Source organism: Roseibium porphyridii (assembly GCF_026191725.2).
Classification (GTDB): domain Bacteria; phylum Pseudomonadota; class Alphaproteobacteria; order Rhizobiales; family Stappiaceae; genus Roseibium; species Roseibium porphyridii.
This window is the reverse complement of the sequence record NZ_CP120863.1, coordinates 3,262,061-3,278,605: the sequence shown is the minus strand read 5'-3', so window position 1 is coordinate 3,278,605 and position 16,545 is coordinate 3,262,061. Positions and strand designations below refer to the sequence as shown.

The following is a 16,545-nucleotide window of genomic DNA, read 5'->3' as shown; positions in this document are numbered from 1 at the left end:
GCCTTTCACAGAATGGCAGCAACATGGTTCAGCAACCGAGATCCGGAAAGGACACTTTGCTGGACGCTCGTGGGCTTACCAAACGGTTCGGCGATATCCTTGCCAATGACCGCGTGGACCTTGTCATAAACAAGGGTGAAATCCACGCATTGCTCGGCGAAAACGGAGCCGGCAAATCGACACTCGTCAAGATGTTCTACGGGTCATTGGAACCTGACAGCGGAGACATTCTGTGGCAAGGATCTCCGGTCAACATCGGCAACCCGGCCGCGGCACGCGAACTGGGTATTGGCATGGTGTTCCAACACTTTTCGCTATTTGAAGCCTTGAGTGTCGTTGAAAACATTGCGCTCGCATTGCCGAACCCGGGTCGAATGACCGAACTTGCCAAGCGGATTGAAAGCGTGTCCCGGGATTATGGGCTGCCACTCAATCCGGCCGACATTGTTGCCGACCTTCCGGTCGGAATTCGTCAACGGATTGAGATCGTCCGCTGCCTTCTTCAGGAACCACAGCTCATTATCATGGATGAACCAACATCCGTGTTGACACCTCAAGAAGCTGACCAGCTTTTCTTGACGCTTGATCGTCTGGCAAACGAAGGCTGTGCGGTCCTTTACATCAGCCACCGCCTGGAGGAAGTAAAGCGCATCTGCCATCACGCGACTATTCTGCGCCACGGCCAGGTTGTGCGCGAGTGCGACCCAACAAAAGAAACACCTGCATCCCTTGCAAGCATGATGGTGGGCGCAGACGTTGCGTCGGTCAGCGCTAGCGAGCAGAAGCCACAAGTCGGTGACGTACGCTTGGGACTGAACGACCTATCCGCAAAGGCAGCAACACCTTTTGCCACAGCGCTCAACAGCATCTCTCTTGATTTAAGGGCAGGTGAGGTGGTTGCGATTGCCGGTGTTGCCGGAAACGGTCAGGGAGAACTCTTTGACGCGATTTCAGGTGAAATGCCGGTTGAAGCCTCGATGGTGCAGATCGATGGGCAGGCTTGCGGCAAAAAAAACATCACCTGGCGGCGGCGGCAGAACGCCGCCTTCGTCCCCGAAGAACGGCTGGGCCATGGCGCTGTCCCAGGAATGAAGTTGTCACAGAACATCGTTCTGACAAGGCATTCGACAGGAGACAAATTGGTTGGCAATGGTTTCGTCTCGAATGCCCAAGCCGGAGACATGGAAAAGCGGATCAAACAGAATTTCGATGTCCGTATGTCGCATGACGACCCCGAAGCGCGCTCTCTTTCCGGCGGCAACCTTCAGAAATTTGTAGTGGGTCGCGAGCTTGACCGCAAACCCGGTGTTCTTGTCGTCAATCAGCCTACATGGGGGGTGGACGCCGGAGCAGCCGCACTCATTCGACAGGCGCTTATCGATCTGGCCCGTGAGGGATCCGCTGTCCTCGTCATCAGCCAGGATCTTGATGAAATCTTTGAAATTGCGGATCGGATTGCTGTGATCTCCAGAGGCTTCTTGTCTGAAGCAGAACCGGCTGAGGACATGACCCGTGAGCGGGTCGGACTTCTGATGGCCGGTGGTGCAGAAACCCATGGGGAGGTGGCCTGATGCGTATTGAATTGGTCAAACGCAAAGAGCACAGCCAGATGATGGCGATGCTGTCACCACTCATCGCAGTAGCGCTGACTGCATTGGCTGCTGGAATCATTTTCTCAATTTCCGGTCACAACCCATTGGTTGGTCTTTATAAATTCTTTATTGAACCCTTGACCCAGCAATGGTCATTTGAGGCCACGATCGACAAGGCAACGCCACTTATCCTGATCGCCTGTGGACTTTCAGTCTGCTATCTGTCCAACAATTGGAATATCGGGGCAGAGGGGCAGTTCGTGATTGGAGCTCTGTTCGGCTCTATTCTGCCAGTGCTCTTTCCTTCGTTCGAGAATGCAGCAACCTTGCCGCTTATGCTCATATTCGGTGCTATAGGCGGGGCTCTCTGGGCACTTGTTCCAGCTCTCTTGAAAACGCGCTTCAATACGAACGAAATTCTCACCAGCCTGATGCTCGTCTATGTCGCAAGCCTTGTGCTCGACTATCTGGTGCGCGGACCCTGGCGTGATCCTGACGGGTATAACTTTCCTGAATCCAGGATTTTCTCCGACGCGGCGACGTTGCCAGAAGTCTTCGGTGGCGCCATGAGCCTGTCGGCACCGATCACCATCCTGATTGCCATCATCTTGGCAATAGTCCTGGCAAAAACGCTAAAGGGCTTTGAAATACGCGTCATGGGCGAAAGCCCGCGTGCGGGCAGTTTCGCGGGCTTTTCGGCCAAAGGGTTGACGCTCTTTTCCTTTGCTCTGGCCGGAGCACTCGCAGGTCTCGCTGGCACGATGGAAGTGTCAGGTGCCTTGAACCAGTTGCTGCCGTCCATTTCACCCGGATATGGGTTTACGGCGATCATCGTCGCTTTTCTGGGCCGTTTGAATCCCATCGGGATCATCATTGCCGGATTTGTTTTGGCGCTCTCCTATATCGGCGGAGAAGGCGTTCAGTCTGCCATGGGAGTGACCAATGAAATAGCAAGCGTTATCCAGGGGTTGCTGTTGTTCTTCGTTCTTGCATGCGACACGCTTATTCTCTATCGGATCCGCTTCGTCTCCCGTCATGGTTCACAAGGGGAGGCGTCCCATGTTTGAAGCCGTTCTTCTGACAGTCATCACCGCCGCAACACCGCTTTTGATCGCTGCACTTGGTGAATTGGTCGTGGAAAGATCTGGTGTCCTCAATCTTGGCGTTGAAGGCATGATGATCATGGGAGCTGTCGTCGGGTTCGCCGTCGCAAACCAGACAGGTTCAGGTTTTCTGGGTGTGGTTGCGGCGGTTGGTGCCGGCATGGCCATGTCCGCGCTATTCGGCTTTCTGGTGCTTGTGCTGGTCACCAATCAGGTTGCGACAGGCCTGGCACTGACCATTCTCGGCATCGGATTTTCAGGAATGATCGGTGAAGCTTTTATCGGCGTTCCGGGATTGAAAATACCGGAACTCTATATTCCGGTCCTTTCGGACATACCCTTTATCGGACCGGTCTTTTTTCAGCAGGACGCGATTGTCTATCTCAGTTTCGCACTGGTTGCGGCTGTTGCCTACTTCCTGTTTCGGACAAGGCTCGGCTTGGTTCTGCGTGCCGTTGGTGACAACCACGGCTCCGCCCATGCCCTTGGTTACTCCGTCATTCGCATCCGATTTGCCGCCGTGCTTTTCGGCGGTGCATGTGCGGGTCTTGCCGGAGCCTATATGTCGCTTGCCTACACACCGCAATGGGTTGAAAACATGACAGCGGGCAGGGGCTGGATAGCTTTGGCACTGGTTGTTTTCTCATCCTGGCTGCCCCTGCGTGTGGTCGTCGGCGCATATCTATTTGGAGCTGTGAGCGTGCTTAACCTTCACGCGCAGGCTGTTGAGCTGGACATCCCGTCCCAGCTTCTTTCCAGCTTGCCTTATCTTGCGACTATTTTGGTGCTTGTGCTCATTTCCGCAAACCGCAGACTGACACTTGTGAACACCCCGGCTTGTCTGGGCAAACCATTCGTTCCAGACCGGTAGCTTCGCCTTCCGGTCTCAGGGATCCAACGCGATCGGAACCCGATTCAATCAACAAGATCGCAAAACAGAGAGATCAAACAAGAGGGGAATGAACCACATGAAGTCTCTATTGAAAGCAACCGTGGCAGCCCTTGCCTTTGCCGCAGCCGGCTCAGCGGCTCAAGCGGCCGACGTCAAGGCGTGCTTCATCTATGTCGGTCCAGTCGGTGATTTTGGCTGGTCCTACCAGCACGATCAGGGCCGGTTGGCCGTGGAAGAACACTTCGGAGACAAGGTCGAAACCGCGTATCTTGAAAGTGTGCCGGAAGGCCCTGATGCAGAACGCGCAATCGAGCGTTTCGCGCGGGAAGGCTGCAACGTCATCTTCACGACCTCCTTCGGCTACATGAACCCAACCATCAAAGTGGCCAAGAAATTCCCGGACGTGAAATTCGAGCACGCGACCGGCTACAAAACCGCCGACAACGTGGCGACCTACAATTCAAAGTTCCACCAGGGCCGCTACATCATTGGTCAGATCGCCGCCAAGCAATCCAAGTCGGGTGTTGCAGGCTATATCGCTTCGTTCCCAATCCCTGAAGTCGTGTCTGGCATAAATGCGTTCCTGCTGGGTGCTCAGTCCGTCAATCCGGACTTCAAACTGAAAGTGGTTTGGGTGAACACCTGGTTTGACCCGGGCAAGGAAGCCGATGCGGCAAAAGCACTGATCGACCAGGGTGCCGATATCATCACCCAACACACAGATTCCACAGCTCCACTTCAAGTGGCTCAGGAACGCGGCGTGCACGGTTTCGGTCAGGCGTCCGACATGGTCAACTTCGCCAAGGATGCGCAATACACCGCCATCATCGATGACTGGGCACCTTACTACATTCACCGCGTGCAAGACGTTCTTGACGGCAAGTGGGAAAGCGGCAGCTCCTGGGAAGGTCTGGCGGAAGGGCACGTCGTAATGGCGCCTTACACAAACCTTCCAGCAGATGTCGTCGAAATGGCCAAAGCCACAGAGGCGAAAATCAAGGACGGTTGGGAACCATTTACAGGCCCAATCACCAAGCAGGATGGCAGCGTCGCAGCTGAGGACGGCGTCAGGCTGGACGACGGCGCGATCCTAGGCATGAACTGGTATGTCCAGGGTATCGACGACAAACTGCCTCAGTAAGATAACAGAGATCGGGCCGGAGGGGATCTTCCGGCCCGTTTTCAAAAAACAATTGACCTTCTCCGGTATCTCGGCACGCTGTTGCCGTAAGAATAGCGTCTGCTACGCACGTTCAGACAGCTAATAAGCAACCGGTGACCTCATGATCCAGAGACGAGATTTGATGCTAGCTGCCGTTTCGGCAGGAACCGGCACGCTAACGGGCATCAAGCCGGTCAAAGCGGACAGTTCGTCACAATTGGTAAACGAGACCAATCGCAAGACCGAAGGCTTTGCATTGGCTTTGGGCGGAGGTGCAGCCAAAGCTTTTGCCCATATTCCAATCCTAGAAGCGATGGATGAACTTGGCGTTCAACCCGTCGAGATTGCTGGTACATCCATGGGTGCGATCCTGGGTGGCTTTTATGCCAGCGGAATGAGCGGCAAGGAAGTCAGGGAAATCACAGTCGACCTTTTCACCCGCAAGACCCAGCTGTTTCAGAAACTGTTCTTGAACGACGGACGAACCTGGACTTCTTTGTTCAATGTCGTTCGCCCCGCCATCATTGATCCGATCGTGCTCTTCGAGACTGTGTTTCCTGCCGGACTTGCCTCAAACTTTTCGGATCTCCAATTTCCATTGAAGATCATCGCGACAGATTTCTATACCCAGTCTCAAGTCGTATTGAGCGAAGGCGAGTTGCTTCCGGCAATTGCTGCGTCCTCAGCATTGCCGATGTTGCTAACGCCCGTCGAAATCAATGGGAGAGTTCTGATAGATGGCGGGTTCGTAAACCCGACCCCATTTGATGTGTTGCAAACAGACGGTTATCACACCGTTGCAATAGACGTCACTGGCAGTGAGTTCGATCAAGGCAAAGGATTGCCGAGTGGCCTTGAAACCTGGATCGGGTCCTTTTCGATCACTCTTCACTCTTTGGTCGCGGCAAAGTTGGCTTGTTCGAAGCCTGATGTGTTGATCGAACCACCGATAGGTCGATTCAAGACCATGGATTTTTTCAAGATCGAAGACTTGTTACAGGCAGCAGAACCAGCCAAAGAGGACTTCAAACGTGGATTGTCTGCGCTGCTCAATGCCCAATAAAAACATACAAGAAACCACCTTTAGAATGGGGCAGGGCGGCGAGAAAAGACTTCCTTGAGTTCTTCTGCCCGGCCTTGTGTCCAACCTTCCGGTTCAAGGACTGCGGCCCATCCGTCGATATAATCCGGGGCGACGTAGTAGTGGCCATATCTTTCGATATCGAGCGCAAACATGGAATCGAGCACCAACTGCAACATGGTGACAATCGGGAACCAGGAAAGCTTGTCTGAAACATCCGGGGCCCTCGGTTCCGCAAGCCAGGCAGGTGCGCGAATAGCGCTGTCAAAAGTGAAATTGACGATCGGATCGCTGCCGTAATTCAAGAACACTGCTCTGACCGGTCCCCAAGGCAGGTAGTCGCCCTCGAGGCCACCATACTGGTTCATGACACGGATCAATGAGCCGTTGCCATAGTTGGGCCGCCAGGCCGGGCTTCCGGGGTTTCGTTGATCTCTCACTTCAGCCCAGTATCTGGAAAAGAAGGGAGACCCTGCCCAGAATGTGCCCTGGATTGGGTCACCGAGCATATCCAGCAGAGGTAAGGTCGCCTGCGAATTGAAGGCTCCCTGACTAAGGCCGTGCACATAGAACTTGGGCCGCTGATCCTTGGGCAATGTTGTCCAGTGATCGTAAATGGCATTGAACAAGGCCCGAGCCTGATCAACGCCGTCATCTGGATGTGCAACAAGCGCCAGCATGCTGGAAAGGTAGGAATATTGAACGGCGACGGTGGCCACATTGCCGGCAAGTATGAAGTCCAAAGTGTCCTGGGCCCCAGGATCCATCCAACCAGTCCCGACCGGCACCATAACCACCAGCACCGCCCGCTCGAACCCTCCGACACGGATCATCTCCTCCAGTGCAAGCTTAGCGCGGTCTTCCGCTGTGTCGGCAGATCTGCGTCCAACATAAACCCGAATGGGATCAATGACGGGTCCTTTCTGAAACTCTGAGATCTCCTGGACCGTGGGGGCAGTAGCGATAAACTGTCGTCCACGTCGCCCGATTTCGTCCCATTTGATCAGCGAAGCAGAACTGCCGGTTTTCAAAGGGTCTTCGGGTTGAACAACATCTGGTTCCATCAGAATGTCGGCAGCAAGAAAAGACGCATCAGCAGCCTTGAAGAGATTCCTGACCAAAGCTCCATCGACCAACGCCCACAAAAGCCAACCAACAATCCCGACTGACAACACCACACCTAGACGGCGCGGTACCATTCGTTCCAATTGCAAAGCGACAAAATGGCGAAGCGCGCCGGCCATCCGAAACAGCAGCCACAAGCCTAGGCCGATCATAGAGCCCACAAGAAAAATATAGACAGGTGCCGCACTTTCCAGGGGCATCATACCGACGGCCGCACGCGTCGCATCCTGCCAACTTGCTGCCCTGGTCAGAGAAAATGCGATGATGGCGAGGCTTGAAGCAAGTGCAGCCCAATTCCACCAAGCAGCCAATCTTCCGCCGAATTCCGGCAACTCCAGATAGCGCCACAAAGTGCGAACCAGGAGCACTGTTTCATACCCAAGAACCGCCGCGACACCACAAAGCGCAGCCTGAACCAATGGGTCTCTTGGCATCAGGGAAGGGGTCAGGGCTGCCCCAAAGAAACTGACAGCTAGCACCAGAGCAAAAGCTGACCATCCTGCCTTTGCTATCTCCCAGACTTTCATGAGTGCCGCTCCAAAAAATTATCAAAAACTTTTTCTTCTGATCAGATAACGAACGAAAATCTTATTTCAGTCAGGGCCTTGCAAGACGAGGAGGGAAAATCAGCTCGATTTTCAACCAAAAACTGTTAGGTTTCCAAGCTTGCAATTTAGACGGCTTTAACGGTTCTACTCTCTATTGATGCATCCGTGACGCTTGCGACTATTCTCCAATGCGCAACGCTAAACTTCAACAGCTGCCATCTATGCTGCGTCGGGTATCGGGACCCTTCTAATGGTGAAAAGGCAGCAGAAGACAAGAAACTCACAGACCCGCATTTTTAGATCGGGCTGAGCAGACTTTTGAGACCAACCGGGGGGCGCCGGTTAGTCCGACAATCGACTTTCAACCGGCGATATCAACCGCGCACTTCCGACTGATCGGAAATGCTCAATTGACCATGCGGATGAACCGAGCGGTATGTTTGCTTTTTTGGAACGTTGGGGCACTTGGCTGTGCCTTGTTGTTGCACTGCTATCGTTTTTGGCCAGTTTAGTGGCCACCTCGTCGACTTATCTCGTACTTGTTCTGTGTTTGGTTGTTCTTTGCCTGTTATTGTTCGCCCAAACCAAGAACAATCGTTTCCGCGATACCAGAGGGACGCTGGAGAGACCATCTGATCGCCCAAGCCCGCTCAATACCAGCGACCAGAACTTCGGACTGCTGAACCGTCAACAGTTCATACGACTAGTTAAGATGGCCGAGTGTCGGTCGAATGCGGTCGAGACCCTTGCTGTCTTCAGGTTGAGGTTTGAAGCCGCGAACACAGAAATTCTGGTTGCGAAGAGACAGGTGGAAGACTCCATCCTGGCCACCGCTACAGAGCTGCTTCACCACTATGCTCTTGGGGCTGATCTTGAAACCCTTGTTGCGCGCTTGAAGGGAAACGACTTCGTGCTCGGCGTCGCTCTTGCCGAAAACCAAGAGCAAGCTGCGATGGAGATCGCAAAGCAAATATCAGATCTTTTTCGCCAACCGCTCTTGACCGGTTCAGGATCTTTCAGAACAAATCTTGCGATTGGAGTGGCAATTGCCGACCCCGTCGATTGGAGGCCTGAACTCATACTCAAGAATGCGGAATTGGCGCTTGAAAATGCTTTTGTGAAAAAACAGTCCCGAGTTTCCCTATTCACACCTGCGATGCAGGCGAAATACCAGCGTCGGGAAAAGATCCATTCGTCTTTATCAAACGCCTTCGAAAACCACGATTTCATTCCTCATTTCCAACCTCAGTTCAATCTAAAGACTGGCAAGATCATTGGCGTCGAAGCACTTGCAAGGTGGCAACACAATGAACTGGGTTGGATCAGCCCTTCAGAATTCATTTCAGCGGCTGAAAGCACTGGAGATATCATCAGGCTGGGTCGCATTATTCTTGAAAAATCTTGCATGCAACTGCAAAGATTGCCTGCTGATTTGACGTTGTCCGTAAACCTCACATTGTCTCAGATCCTGAACGAAGGTCTGCCCGAAATGATGCTTGAGTGCCTCACAGATGCAGGCATTGAGGCACACCGTTTGAAGATCGAATTTTCCGAGACGCAACTGCCTACAAAACTGGACAGTGTTTGGCGGTCACTTTCCGAAATCCAAGAATGTGGTATCGCCGTTTCGTTGGACGACTTTGGTTCAAAATTCGCCGCATTACGCCATTTGACTGAATTCGAGTGGGATGAAATCAAGATCGACGCGCGCTATGTGGATCGTGCATTCAACAATGAAAGACATGCTGAAACACTTCTTGCTGCCCTAAGCTTGATCGCCAATATGAAGAGCAACACGGTAATAGAGGGGGTCGAAACAGTAGAACGCCTCGACGCACTTGTCGAACTGGGTTGTGATCATGGCCAAGGCTACCTGTTCAGCGGCCCAATGGATATCGATCAACTGATCACACTGTTTTTTTCACGTGCTCGAGCGGAAGAACTCGCGAGCGTTTAACTGCTACTTCCAATCTCATTTTTGACAATGATTAATGCCGCCGGTCACCTAAACGAAGTGTCGGCGGCATATTTTTCAAACCTGAGGTTTGCGAGCGAAGAACAAGTATAGCACGACGGCAAACACCGAAAGAACGGCACCGGCAAGCAATGCAATATGGAAGGGTGAGTCCAGGAAGTGGCGGACAAAACCGCTCATTCCATGGACATCGTTGTGCGAACCGGGATGCGCAAACGCGGAAGACGCGAGCAGGCTGTAAATTAGTGCAGTCAGTAGGTGCTTCATTCAGCAATATCTCCTTGCTTAAGGCGGTCAGTCAAAACTTCGATTAGGTCGACATCCGAGCGCTCGGTTAGCGATACATACGTGAAAGTCATCGTCTCTCTTGCCTGCACCATGGAACCGGGAAAAGGCATATAGGCCAACTCACGGGATGCGAAGGCAGGTGAGGCCGTCCCGATCTGCCAGTTGCTTTCAATTTTCGCGTCAACGAGGTGCTGCACCAGTCCGTCAGCACCCGGTCTGTGAAACGAAATGCCTGCAAGACGAAGGTAGCTTGTCTTGTCTTCCGCAGAGCGGAACCCGTCAATGAAACTTGAGCTAAGCGCCTGCATTTCATCGACTTTGTCCGCGTCGGAAATACCGTGAACATGCGAATGAAGATGATCGTGACCGCCAAGATTGTGTCCATGCATGTGGGCATGCGCATGGTCGTGGTCATGATGATGAGAATGGGCGTGATCTGAACTCATGCGGTTACTCCACTTCCGGGCCAGCGGGGATGGACACGGGTTTGTCTATGATCGACCGGTGAGAGCCCATTTTGCCATGTGAAACCAATGTTCCGAGAACATCGACGATCACGCGTGTTGCGAGCAGTGCGGTGATATCTGAACAGTCGTAAGGCGGTGACACTTCGACGACTTCTAGGCCGCAGATACCTTCTTTGGCGACTAGAGACACAAGTTCAAGCGCTTCACGGGGCAGGAAGCCGCCCGGTTCAGGCCAACCCGTACCAGGCACGAAACCGCAGTCGACACTGTCGATGTCGAAGGAGATGTAAACGGCATCGGCATCTTTCCAGGCCAACTCCAGGGCACGTGCCGCTGTTTCGGCCAGACCAAGTTCTTCAACGTCACGCATCGTGAAAATGTTGGTATTGCGCTCGCGGGCAACCTCCACCCCTTCGCGCGGCACCTGCCAGCCACCAATGCCGATCTGAACGAGATTGACCGCCGGAACATTCACCAGATCCGTCGCATGGAACCACGGCGTTGTGTGCATGCGCTCGTCGAGGTCTTTTTCCTGAATATCTATATGTCGATCGAAATGAACGATACCGATACGTTTGGAGGTACATTGCGCAATGCCGCGAACACACGGGAAACCGATGGAATGATCACCGCCGATCATGATTGGCAAAGCGCCAGAAGACGCCACATGTGAAACGGCCCGCGTTATCTGGTCGAACGTTTTTTCGATATTTGCAGGTATGGTGAAAATGTCGCCGACATCGCAAAGCGTCATCTGTTCGCGGAGGTCAACACCCATTTCATAGTTGTAGGGCGTGTAGAGTGCCGAAATCCGGCGCACACCTTGAGGCCCGAAACGGGTGCCCGGGCGATAAGTCGTCCCACCATCAAACGGAATACCAATGACGGCAGCATCATACGCGCCAACTTTCGTGACGTCTTCGATATAGGGCGCTTTGAGGAACGTATTGATGCCCGCATAGTGGGGCAATTCACCACGTGCAAAGGTTGGAATGGATTTGTCGGTAAGGCTGTCAGATCCAGTCAACCCCATTCTGAGAGCCCACGCCTTTTCTTTCTCCCAGGCTGCGCTTGGCAAAGCGCCTTCTTTTTCCGCGGCCTTCCAACCACGCAACTGAAGCTTGTCGAAGTCCGGATGGTGTTGCCTTGTCGTGGGGTCTCGCCGGACCAGACCAGCTGCTCTTTGCAGTGTTGCCGGGACAGATCGATCAAACAGGCTCATGAGCGTTCCTCGTGTATTTTGGGTAGTTGGGCATTGGGAAATGGTTGTTTTTCCGGTCGACGGATCGCACCTGCGATATCTTCCGGCAGTTTTTCCGGCGAAGAATTCGGCGATGACAAAGGCAGGTCGTAAGTGATGGTTGCCCCATAGGCGTCCGGGGCCTGCGGGTCGTGGCGAACCTTGTCGAATACCAGCAGACGAGTGCCAAGTTTGAAGGCTTCATGGATGTCGTGCGTGACCATGAAGATGGTCATGCCAAGGTCTTTCCAAAGACCCAAAAGCAACTCGTGCATGTCGACGCGAATGCCTGGATCCAGGGCGCCGAAGGGTTCATCAAGCAACAAGATGTTGGGCTTCTTGATCAGCGCCTGCGCTATTGCCAACCGTTGCTGCATCCCTCCCGACAACTGCACGGGGTAGCGGTCTGCCGCTGCTTTCAGGCCAATTCGGTCCAGAATTTCATCTATGTCACCCATCGCTTGACGACGGGATTTTCCGAAAAGCCGACCTGACAACGGAGCAGCCGCGAATTCCGCGGCTAGGATAAGGTTCTCCGCAACGGTAAGATGGGAAAACACCGAATACTTTTGGAATACGATACCCCTGTCCGGCGTTGGTTCATCGGGGAGGGGTTCACCATCAAGGAGAATTTGGCCGCGTGTCGGCAGCTCCTGCGACAACAGCATGCGCAAGAACGTAGATTTACCGCAGCCTGATGCGCCAACGATCGTGCAGAAAGATCCGTCTTCGACCAGAAGGTCGACCCGTTCCAGCACAGGTGTCCCGTCATATGATTTGGTAAGTCCCTGTACCGACAGCTTGGGCGTGGTGACCGTGCTCATAGCGCTTCGCTCCCGAGATGGTTCCAGCGAAAAGCGCGTCGAGAAAGCAAAAGAAGCAAGCGGTCGAGCAAAAATGCCAACAGAGTGATCCACACCACATAAGGGAGGATCACATCCATCGCCAGATATCTTCGGACGAGAAAAATCCGGTATCCGAGCCCAGTGGTCGACGCGATCGCCTCAGCCGAAATCAGAAAAATCCAGGCAGGCACCAGCCCCAATCGCAATGCCGTGATGAGTTTTGGCAAGACCTGAGGCAAAACCAACCGTGTCACCATCTGCCAGACGGATGCCCCAAGCGTTTCAGCCTTTATGATCATTTCCCTTGGAATGTCGAGAACGGCCTGCGCGGTCGAGCGCACCATGATCGGTGCCGTACCGATAACGATCAGCGCGATCTTCGAAACCTCTCCAAGCCCGAAGGTGATAAAGAGTATGGGCAGGATCGTAATCGGCGGAATAAGCGAAAATGTTGCGATATAGGGAGCCAGAGCGCTTCGAATGTGCGGTATGAACCCGATTGATATTCCAAGAACGAGCGCCAGCAGTGTTGAGACTGCCATGCCACTGCCCAATCGCCACAGGCTGTCAAACGTATCCACCCACAAGAGCAGGTCACCAGAACGTCTGTCAGGTACAGCTGCCATACGCCAGAACGCCTGACCCATGCTGTCCAGTGACGGCAGCAATTTGTCTGCAGGATTTTCAAGCCTGCGATAGTGGCTCGCGACAGCATAGACGAGTAAAGTCGCGATGAAGGGCACAAGCCCAAGGGCAAGGGCAGGGAGCCGAGAAGGCCGCCGGTTGATAATGCGCATGAAACGCCCCTCGTGATCCTGGAAAAAGGACCGGCACAAACGCACCGGTCCAAAAATGCGAAACCGGGAGCTTAGAGAGCGCCTTCAGCAGCCATGGCCATGAAACTTGGATCAAACCGGAGTTTCACATTGTTCTGGTCGCCATAGACAGAACCATCGGCAAAGGCGACGCCGACGAATTCAGGACTTGGCGCGCCTTCACCAAGAATGCCTTTGTCGAACAGAAACTCAGCGACGAATTTCATCGTGCTCGGGAGCTCCGCTGATTTCGTGAACTCGACTGCGTCAGTTGGCGTATAGAACATCTTGGTGGTGGCAAGCTGAGCATCATATCCGGCTAGATCCGTCCCTGAGGCTTCTGCCATGGCAGTGCGTGCCGCAACACCTTCGTCGCTGTCGGTCGACATGATCCCCATGAGCTCATACCAGGCACCGACAAGAGCCTTGCCGAAGTTGGGATTGTCCGCAAGCGTTTCGGTGTTCACCATCATCACATCAATGATCTCACCTGGAATACCGGAGCTGTCGAAAACCTTTGTGGCATTCGGTTGCGCTTCGATTTCAGACAGAAGTGGATTCCACGTGACCACGGACGTCACTTCAGGCGTTGCATAGGCTGCAATCATATCCGCGTCTGACGTGTTAACGACCGTCAGGTCCCTCTCACTAAGACCGACAGAGTCAAGAGCACGTGCAAGTAGGTAGTGAGAAACAGACAGCTCGACCAGATTGACCGTCTGTCCTTTGATCTCGGCAAGGTCAGTCTTGTCCTTCAGGATGATCCCATCATTCCCGTTGGAATAGTCACCAACAATCAGGGCTGTCGTATCAACACCGCCACCAGCAGGAATAGACAAGGCATCCATGTTGGTCATGGAGCAGCCGTCATATTCTCCGGCTGTGTACTGATTGATCGATTCCACGTAATCATTGATCTGAACAATCTCGACACTGATGTCGTATTTGTCCGCCCATTTTTTCATGATGCCACTGTCTTGAAGGTATCCCCAGGGCATCCAACCGACATAGATGGACCAGCAGACTTTAAAGTCGGTTTTCTCTTCCGCGTGCGCAGAAAAAGAAAGAGGCAGCGATAGTGCGGCTGCTAGGAGTGAAGCTCTAGCGAAGGATTTCAACATCTGTGCGCGTCTCCTTAATTTTCCCCCGACAGGGAAGTCCAATCGGGCGACCATCATTGAGGTTTGCGCACGTCCGGGAGCAGGTTCGCGCGCGCGAAACCTCGTGCAGTTGTCTCCCGGGCTTTTGTCCCGCCGTGTCACCGGATTATGTCGGCTGAAGAGCCAATTCATCCAGCTTGCACCTCTCGGTCCTGCGTCTTGTCAGACCGGATCCCTAGGCGCGCTGCACTAAGCAAAGAATTGCAAGGTTGGTGCCAGCCTCTAAATCAGAGATCATTTCTAATATTTTTCAATAACTTATAAAATGATCCGCTCAAAACGCTAAACGCTGAGGTCTAATGGAATGCGGAAATTGACTAAAAAAACGGCAGGCCTGAACAGTTCGCAGTCACATTCTCACGACCTGGTTTGCAACCAAAGCCGGTTTGATCACCTGGAGACTTGGAGAAGGGCACTAGTATTTACATTGGCTGGAAACCACATCTCAAATCCGAGGCTGCCGAACGAGCGCCGCTAAATGCGAAAGGCGCTCGCCAGCTGTTTTCGAGGTCAGTCCTCAATCAACCTGCAAAGGAACAAATCTGCAGAAGTGGCGCAAGATGCTGATCGACCAAGCCAATACAGCAAGAGTGAGCCACCAGCAGAAAGGCTGTCAGCAGCGATCCCGTCCCAAGTGCCATCAAAAGGGAGGGGTCTCGGGACAACTCCTGAAGACCGGTTTCCTCGCGAAGTTCGGCATTGGTCATCTCATTTCCTCCCGCTTACTGTCTTATCCTAGGCTCATTCGGCCACATCTGCGAGCTTGTCTTCATCGGCCTGCTGTTTCTTTTTGCCGCCAAACAAACCCCCAAGCCAACCCTTCTTTTCTTCACCGGAAGATGCGTCTTGCGAAGCGTCTCCATTGGCTTGATCTTGCTCGCTTGAAGAAACGGTCTCTGTTTCGGGACTTGGAGCTACTTGCTGTGCAAAGGATGCAAAGAATTCTCCGGCAAGTCTCTTTGCCGTTGAGTCGATCAGACGGGCACCGAGCTGAGCGAGCTTGCCACCCACTTTCGCATCGACATCGTAGTGCAGAATTGTTGCATTCGGCCCATCTTCTTCCAATCGAACAGTCGCGCCACCGCGCGCAAAACCCGCAACTCCTCCAGATCCTTCTCCGTCGATCTTGTAGCCGTTTGGCGGATCGAGATCGTTCAGGGTGACCTTTCCGCCAAACGTAGCCTTGACTGGCCCAACCTTGAGCTTGACCTTTGCTTCCAGTTCCGTGTCAGAGTGCTTGATCAGCTCTTCACAGCCTGGGATCGAAGCCTTGAGAACATCCGCGTCGTTGAGCGCTTCCCAGACCTTCTCACGCGGCGCTTCAATCCGCTGGCTATCTGTCATTTGCATGGATTCATCTCCAATTCCGGGTCTTAAACGTGTTGTATTCTGGACAGTCGCTGGTTTTTGCGGCGGACCATTAGCAGTTCGGCAAGGATCGAAAGGGCGATCTCTTCAGGAGTGATGGCGCCAAGGTCCAGGCCTGCCGGCCCCTTGATGCGCTCCAGAGCATCGGAGTTGATGCCCTGGTCTTTGAGTTTTGATTTCAGGGTATCGATTTTCCGGCGGCTTCCAACAAAACCCACATGCCGAGCATTCGTCTTGATGGCAGCATCCAGGGCGGCAAGATCGCCTCGGCCCTGTGTGGAGACAACGATATAGGTGTCTGCGCTGTTGGAAGTATTGACGTTGAAACCGTCATTCCTGCGCATTTCACCTGGAAAGCCTTCAAAATCTTCTAGCGGCCCGCAAATGGTGACATCAAATCCGATTGTGGGCCCTTGAATTGCGAGTGCCAGAGCAACTGGGCTGGCTCCGAAGATGGCAAGTTGTGGGCGAGGCAAAACCGGCTCTATAAAAATATCCATAGTGCCCTGGCTGGGGCACATGTTTTTGGCAAATTGAACACCTTCACGTTCTTCGCCGGGTTCAACACCCAGTTCAGACAAGAGATCGGCTGGTTGAATCGATATCAGCCTGGCCTCACCGTCAGCAAAAGCAGTTCTTGCGGCTTTGATTACAGCCGATTTTGCACAGCCACCACCGATCCATCCGCCGACAATCTCCCCCTCGCTGGAAATGACCGCTTTGGCACCTGCCTTTGCAGCCGTGACTGAAATGGTGCGAACAACGGTTGCCAGCACGAAAGGTTCGTTGCTGGTTTGCATCTGGTGGATCAGATCCACCAGATCACCCGTCAATTCGGCCGCGGCTCTTGAACCTGAAATGGTGCCTGTATGCTTCATCGGTGC

17 protein-coding genes, 1 pseudogene and 1 riboswitch are annotated in these 16,545 nt (G+C 53.4%); of the genes and pseudogenes, 7 read left to right on the top strand and 11 right to left on the bottom strand.

Going from position 1 to position 16,545, the window contains the following annotated elements; genetic code table 11:
• Positions 1 to 23: 23 nt before the first annotated feature.
• The 5 genes from K1718_RS15280 to K1718_RS15260 all read left to right on the top strand — a co-directional run bounded on the left by K1718_RS15280 (position 24) and on the right by K1718_RS15260 (position 5,812).
• On the top strand, positions 24 to 1,571 hold the full coding sequence (locus K1718_RS15280) for an ABC transporter ATP-binding protein (protein WP_265682556.1): 1,548 nt from the start codon (positions 24 to 26) through the stop codon (positions 1,569 to 1,571).
• The gene (locus tag K1718_RS15275; RefSeq protein WP_152501739.1) at positions 1,571 to 2,659 is read left to right on the top strand and encodes an ABC transporter permease; all 1,089 of its coding nucleotides are present in this window, start codon (positions 1,571 to 1,573) and stop codon (positions 2,657 to 2,659) included. Before K1718_RS15280 ends, K1718_RS15275 begins: the two co-directional genes overlap by 1 nt.
• A complete protein-coding gene (locus K1718_RS15270; RefSeq protein ID WP_152501738.1) occupies positions 2,652 to 3,566 on the top strand; it encodes an ABC transporter permease in 915 nt (304 codons plus the stop codon). Before K1718_RS15275 ends, K1718_RS15270 begins: the two co-directional genes overlap by 8 nt.
• Before the next feature lie 97 nt (positions 3,567 to 3,663).
• Positions 3,664 to 4,728, top strand: coding sequence for a BMP family ABC transporter substrate-binding protein (locus K1718_RS15265; protein WP_152501737.1), 1,065 nt, complete (start codon positions 3,664 to 3,666; stop codon positions 4,726 to 4,728).
• Positions 4,729 to 4,870: 142 nt separating this feature from the next.
• Complete coding sequence (locus K1718_RS15260; protein WP_265681756.1) at positions 4,871 to 5,812, top strand: patatin-like phospholipase family protein; 942 nt, start codon at positions 4,871 to 4,873, stop codon at positions 5,810 to 5,812.
• 20 nt (positions 5,813 to 5,832) lie between these two features.
• Here the strand turns inward: K1718_RS15260 and K1718_RS15255 are convergent, their stop codons facing one another.
• Together K1718_RS15255 and K1718_RS15250 are read right to left on the bottom strand one after the other, a co-directional pair.
• A complete protein-coding gene (locus K1718_RS15255) occupies positions 5,833 to 7,482 on the bottom strand; it encodes an alpha/beta hydrolase (RefSeq protein ID WP_265681758.1) in 1,650 nt (549 codons plus the stop codon).
• 724 nt (positions 7,483 to 8,206) lie between these two features.
• Entirely contained in the window at positions 8,207 to 8,443 is a 237-nt protein-coding gene (locus K1718_RS15250; protein ID WP_265681760.1) for a hypothetical protein, read from the bottom strand.
• Between K1718_RS15250 and K1718_RS27550 the strand changes: the two are divergent.
• Positions 8,345 to 8,557: pseudogene (locus K1718_RS27550) on the top strand (hypothetical protein); the annotation flags it as partial. The gene K1718_RS15250 and the pseudogene K1718_RS27550 sit on opposite strands and share 99 nt — an antisense overlap.
• A gap of 42 nt (positions 8,558 to 8,599) precedes the next feature.
• Positions 8,600 to 9,460 carry an EAL domain-containing protein gene (locus tag K1718_RS15245; RefSeq protein WP_265681762.1) on the top strand — a complete coding sequence of 287 codons (861 nt, stop codon included), beginning with the start codon at positions 8,600 to 8,602 and terminating at the stop codon, positions 9,458 to 9,460.
• A 75-nt stretch (positions 9,461 to 9,535) separates the two neighbouring features.
• On the opposite strand, the gene K1718_RS15240 is transcribed toward K1718_RS15245, so the two are convergent.
• The 9 genes from K1718_RS15240 to K1718_RS15200 all read right to left on the bottom strand — a co-directional run bounded on the left by K1718_RS15240 (position 9,536) and on the right by K1718_RS15200 (position 16,539).
• On the bottom strand, positions 9,536 to 9,745 hold the full coding sequence (locus tag K1718_RS15240) for a hypothetical protein (RefSeq protein WP_265681763.1): 210 nt from the start codon (positions 9,743 to 9,745) through the stop codon (positions 9,536 to 9,538).
• Positions 9,742 to 10,212 carry a hypothetical protein gene (locus tag K1718_RS15235; protein WP_265681764.1) on the bottom strand — a complete coding sequence of 157 codons (471 nt, stop codon included), beginning with the start codon at positions 10,210 to 10,212 and terminating at the stop codon, positions 9,742 to 9,744. The genes K1718_RS15240 and K1718_RS15235 overlap by 4 nt, the downstream gene beginning before the upstream one ends.
• Positions 10,213 to 10,216: 4 nt before the next feature.
• Positions 10,217 to 11,455, bottom strand: a complete 1,239-nt coding sequence (locus K1718_RS15230; protein ID WP_173006018.1) for an agmatinase family protein — start codon at positions 11,453 to 11,455, stop codon at positions 10,217 to 10,219.
• Complete coding sequence (locus tag K1718_RS15225; RefSeq protein ID WP_265681766.1) at positions 11,452 to 12,297, bottom strand: ABC transporter ATP-binding protein; 846 nt, start codon at positions 12,295 to 12,297, stop codon at positions 11,452 to 11,454. The genes K1718_RS15230 and K1718_RS15225 overlap by 4 nt, the downstream gene beginning before the upstream one ends.
• Positions 12,294 to 13,115, bottom strand: a complete 822-nt coding sequence (locus tag K1718_RS15220) for an ABC transporter permease (RefSeq protein ID WP_265681768.1) — start codon at positions 13,113 to 13,115, stop codon at positions 12,294 to 12,296. The genes K1718_RS15225 and K1718_RS15220 overlap by 4 nt, the downstream gene beginning before the upstream one ends.
• A 71-nt stretch (positions 13,116 to 13,186) precedes the next feature.
• Positions 13,187 to 14,254 (bottom strand): putative urea ABC transporter substrate-binding protein, encoded by a 1,068-nt coding sequence (locus K1718_RS15215; protein ID WP_265681769.1) that lies wholly within the window; start codon positions 14,252 to 14,254, stop codon positions 13,187 to 13,189.
• Positions 14,255 to 14,365: 111 nt separating this feature from the next.
• Positions 14,366 to 14,483, bottom strand: a riboswitch (guanidine-I (ykkC/yxkD leader).
• Between the two features lie 331 nt (positions 14,484 to 14,814).
• Positions 14,815 to 15,000: a hypothetical protein gene (locus K1718_RS15210; protein ID WP_152501728.1), complete on the bottom strand. Its 186-nt coding sequence runs from the start codon at positions 14,998 to 15,000 to the stop codon at positions 14,815 to 14,817.
• A gap of 34 nt (positions 15,001 to 15,034) precedes the next feature.
• Positions 15,035 to 15,643, bottom strand: a complete 609-nt coding sequence (locus tag K1718_RS15205; RefSeq protein ID WP_152501727.1) for a CoxG family protein — start codon at positions 15,641 to 15,643, stop codon at positions 15,035 to 15,037.
• A 23-nt stretch (positions 15,644 to 15,666) separates the two neighbouring features.
• Positions 15,667 to 16,539: an XdhC family protein gene (locus tag K1718_RS15200; protein WP_209006576.1), complete on the bottom strand. Its 873-nt coding sequence runs from the start codon at positions 16,537 to 16,539 to the stop codon at positions 15,667 to 15,669.
• Positions 16,540 to 16,545 lie beyond the last annotated feature (6 nt).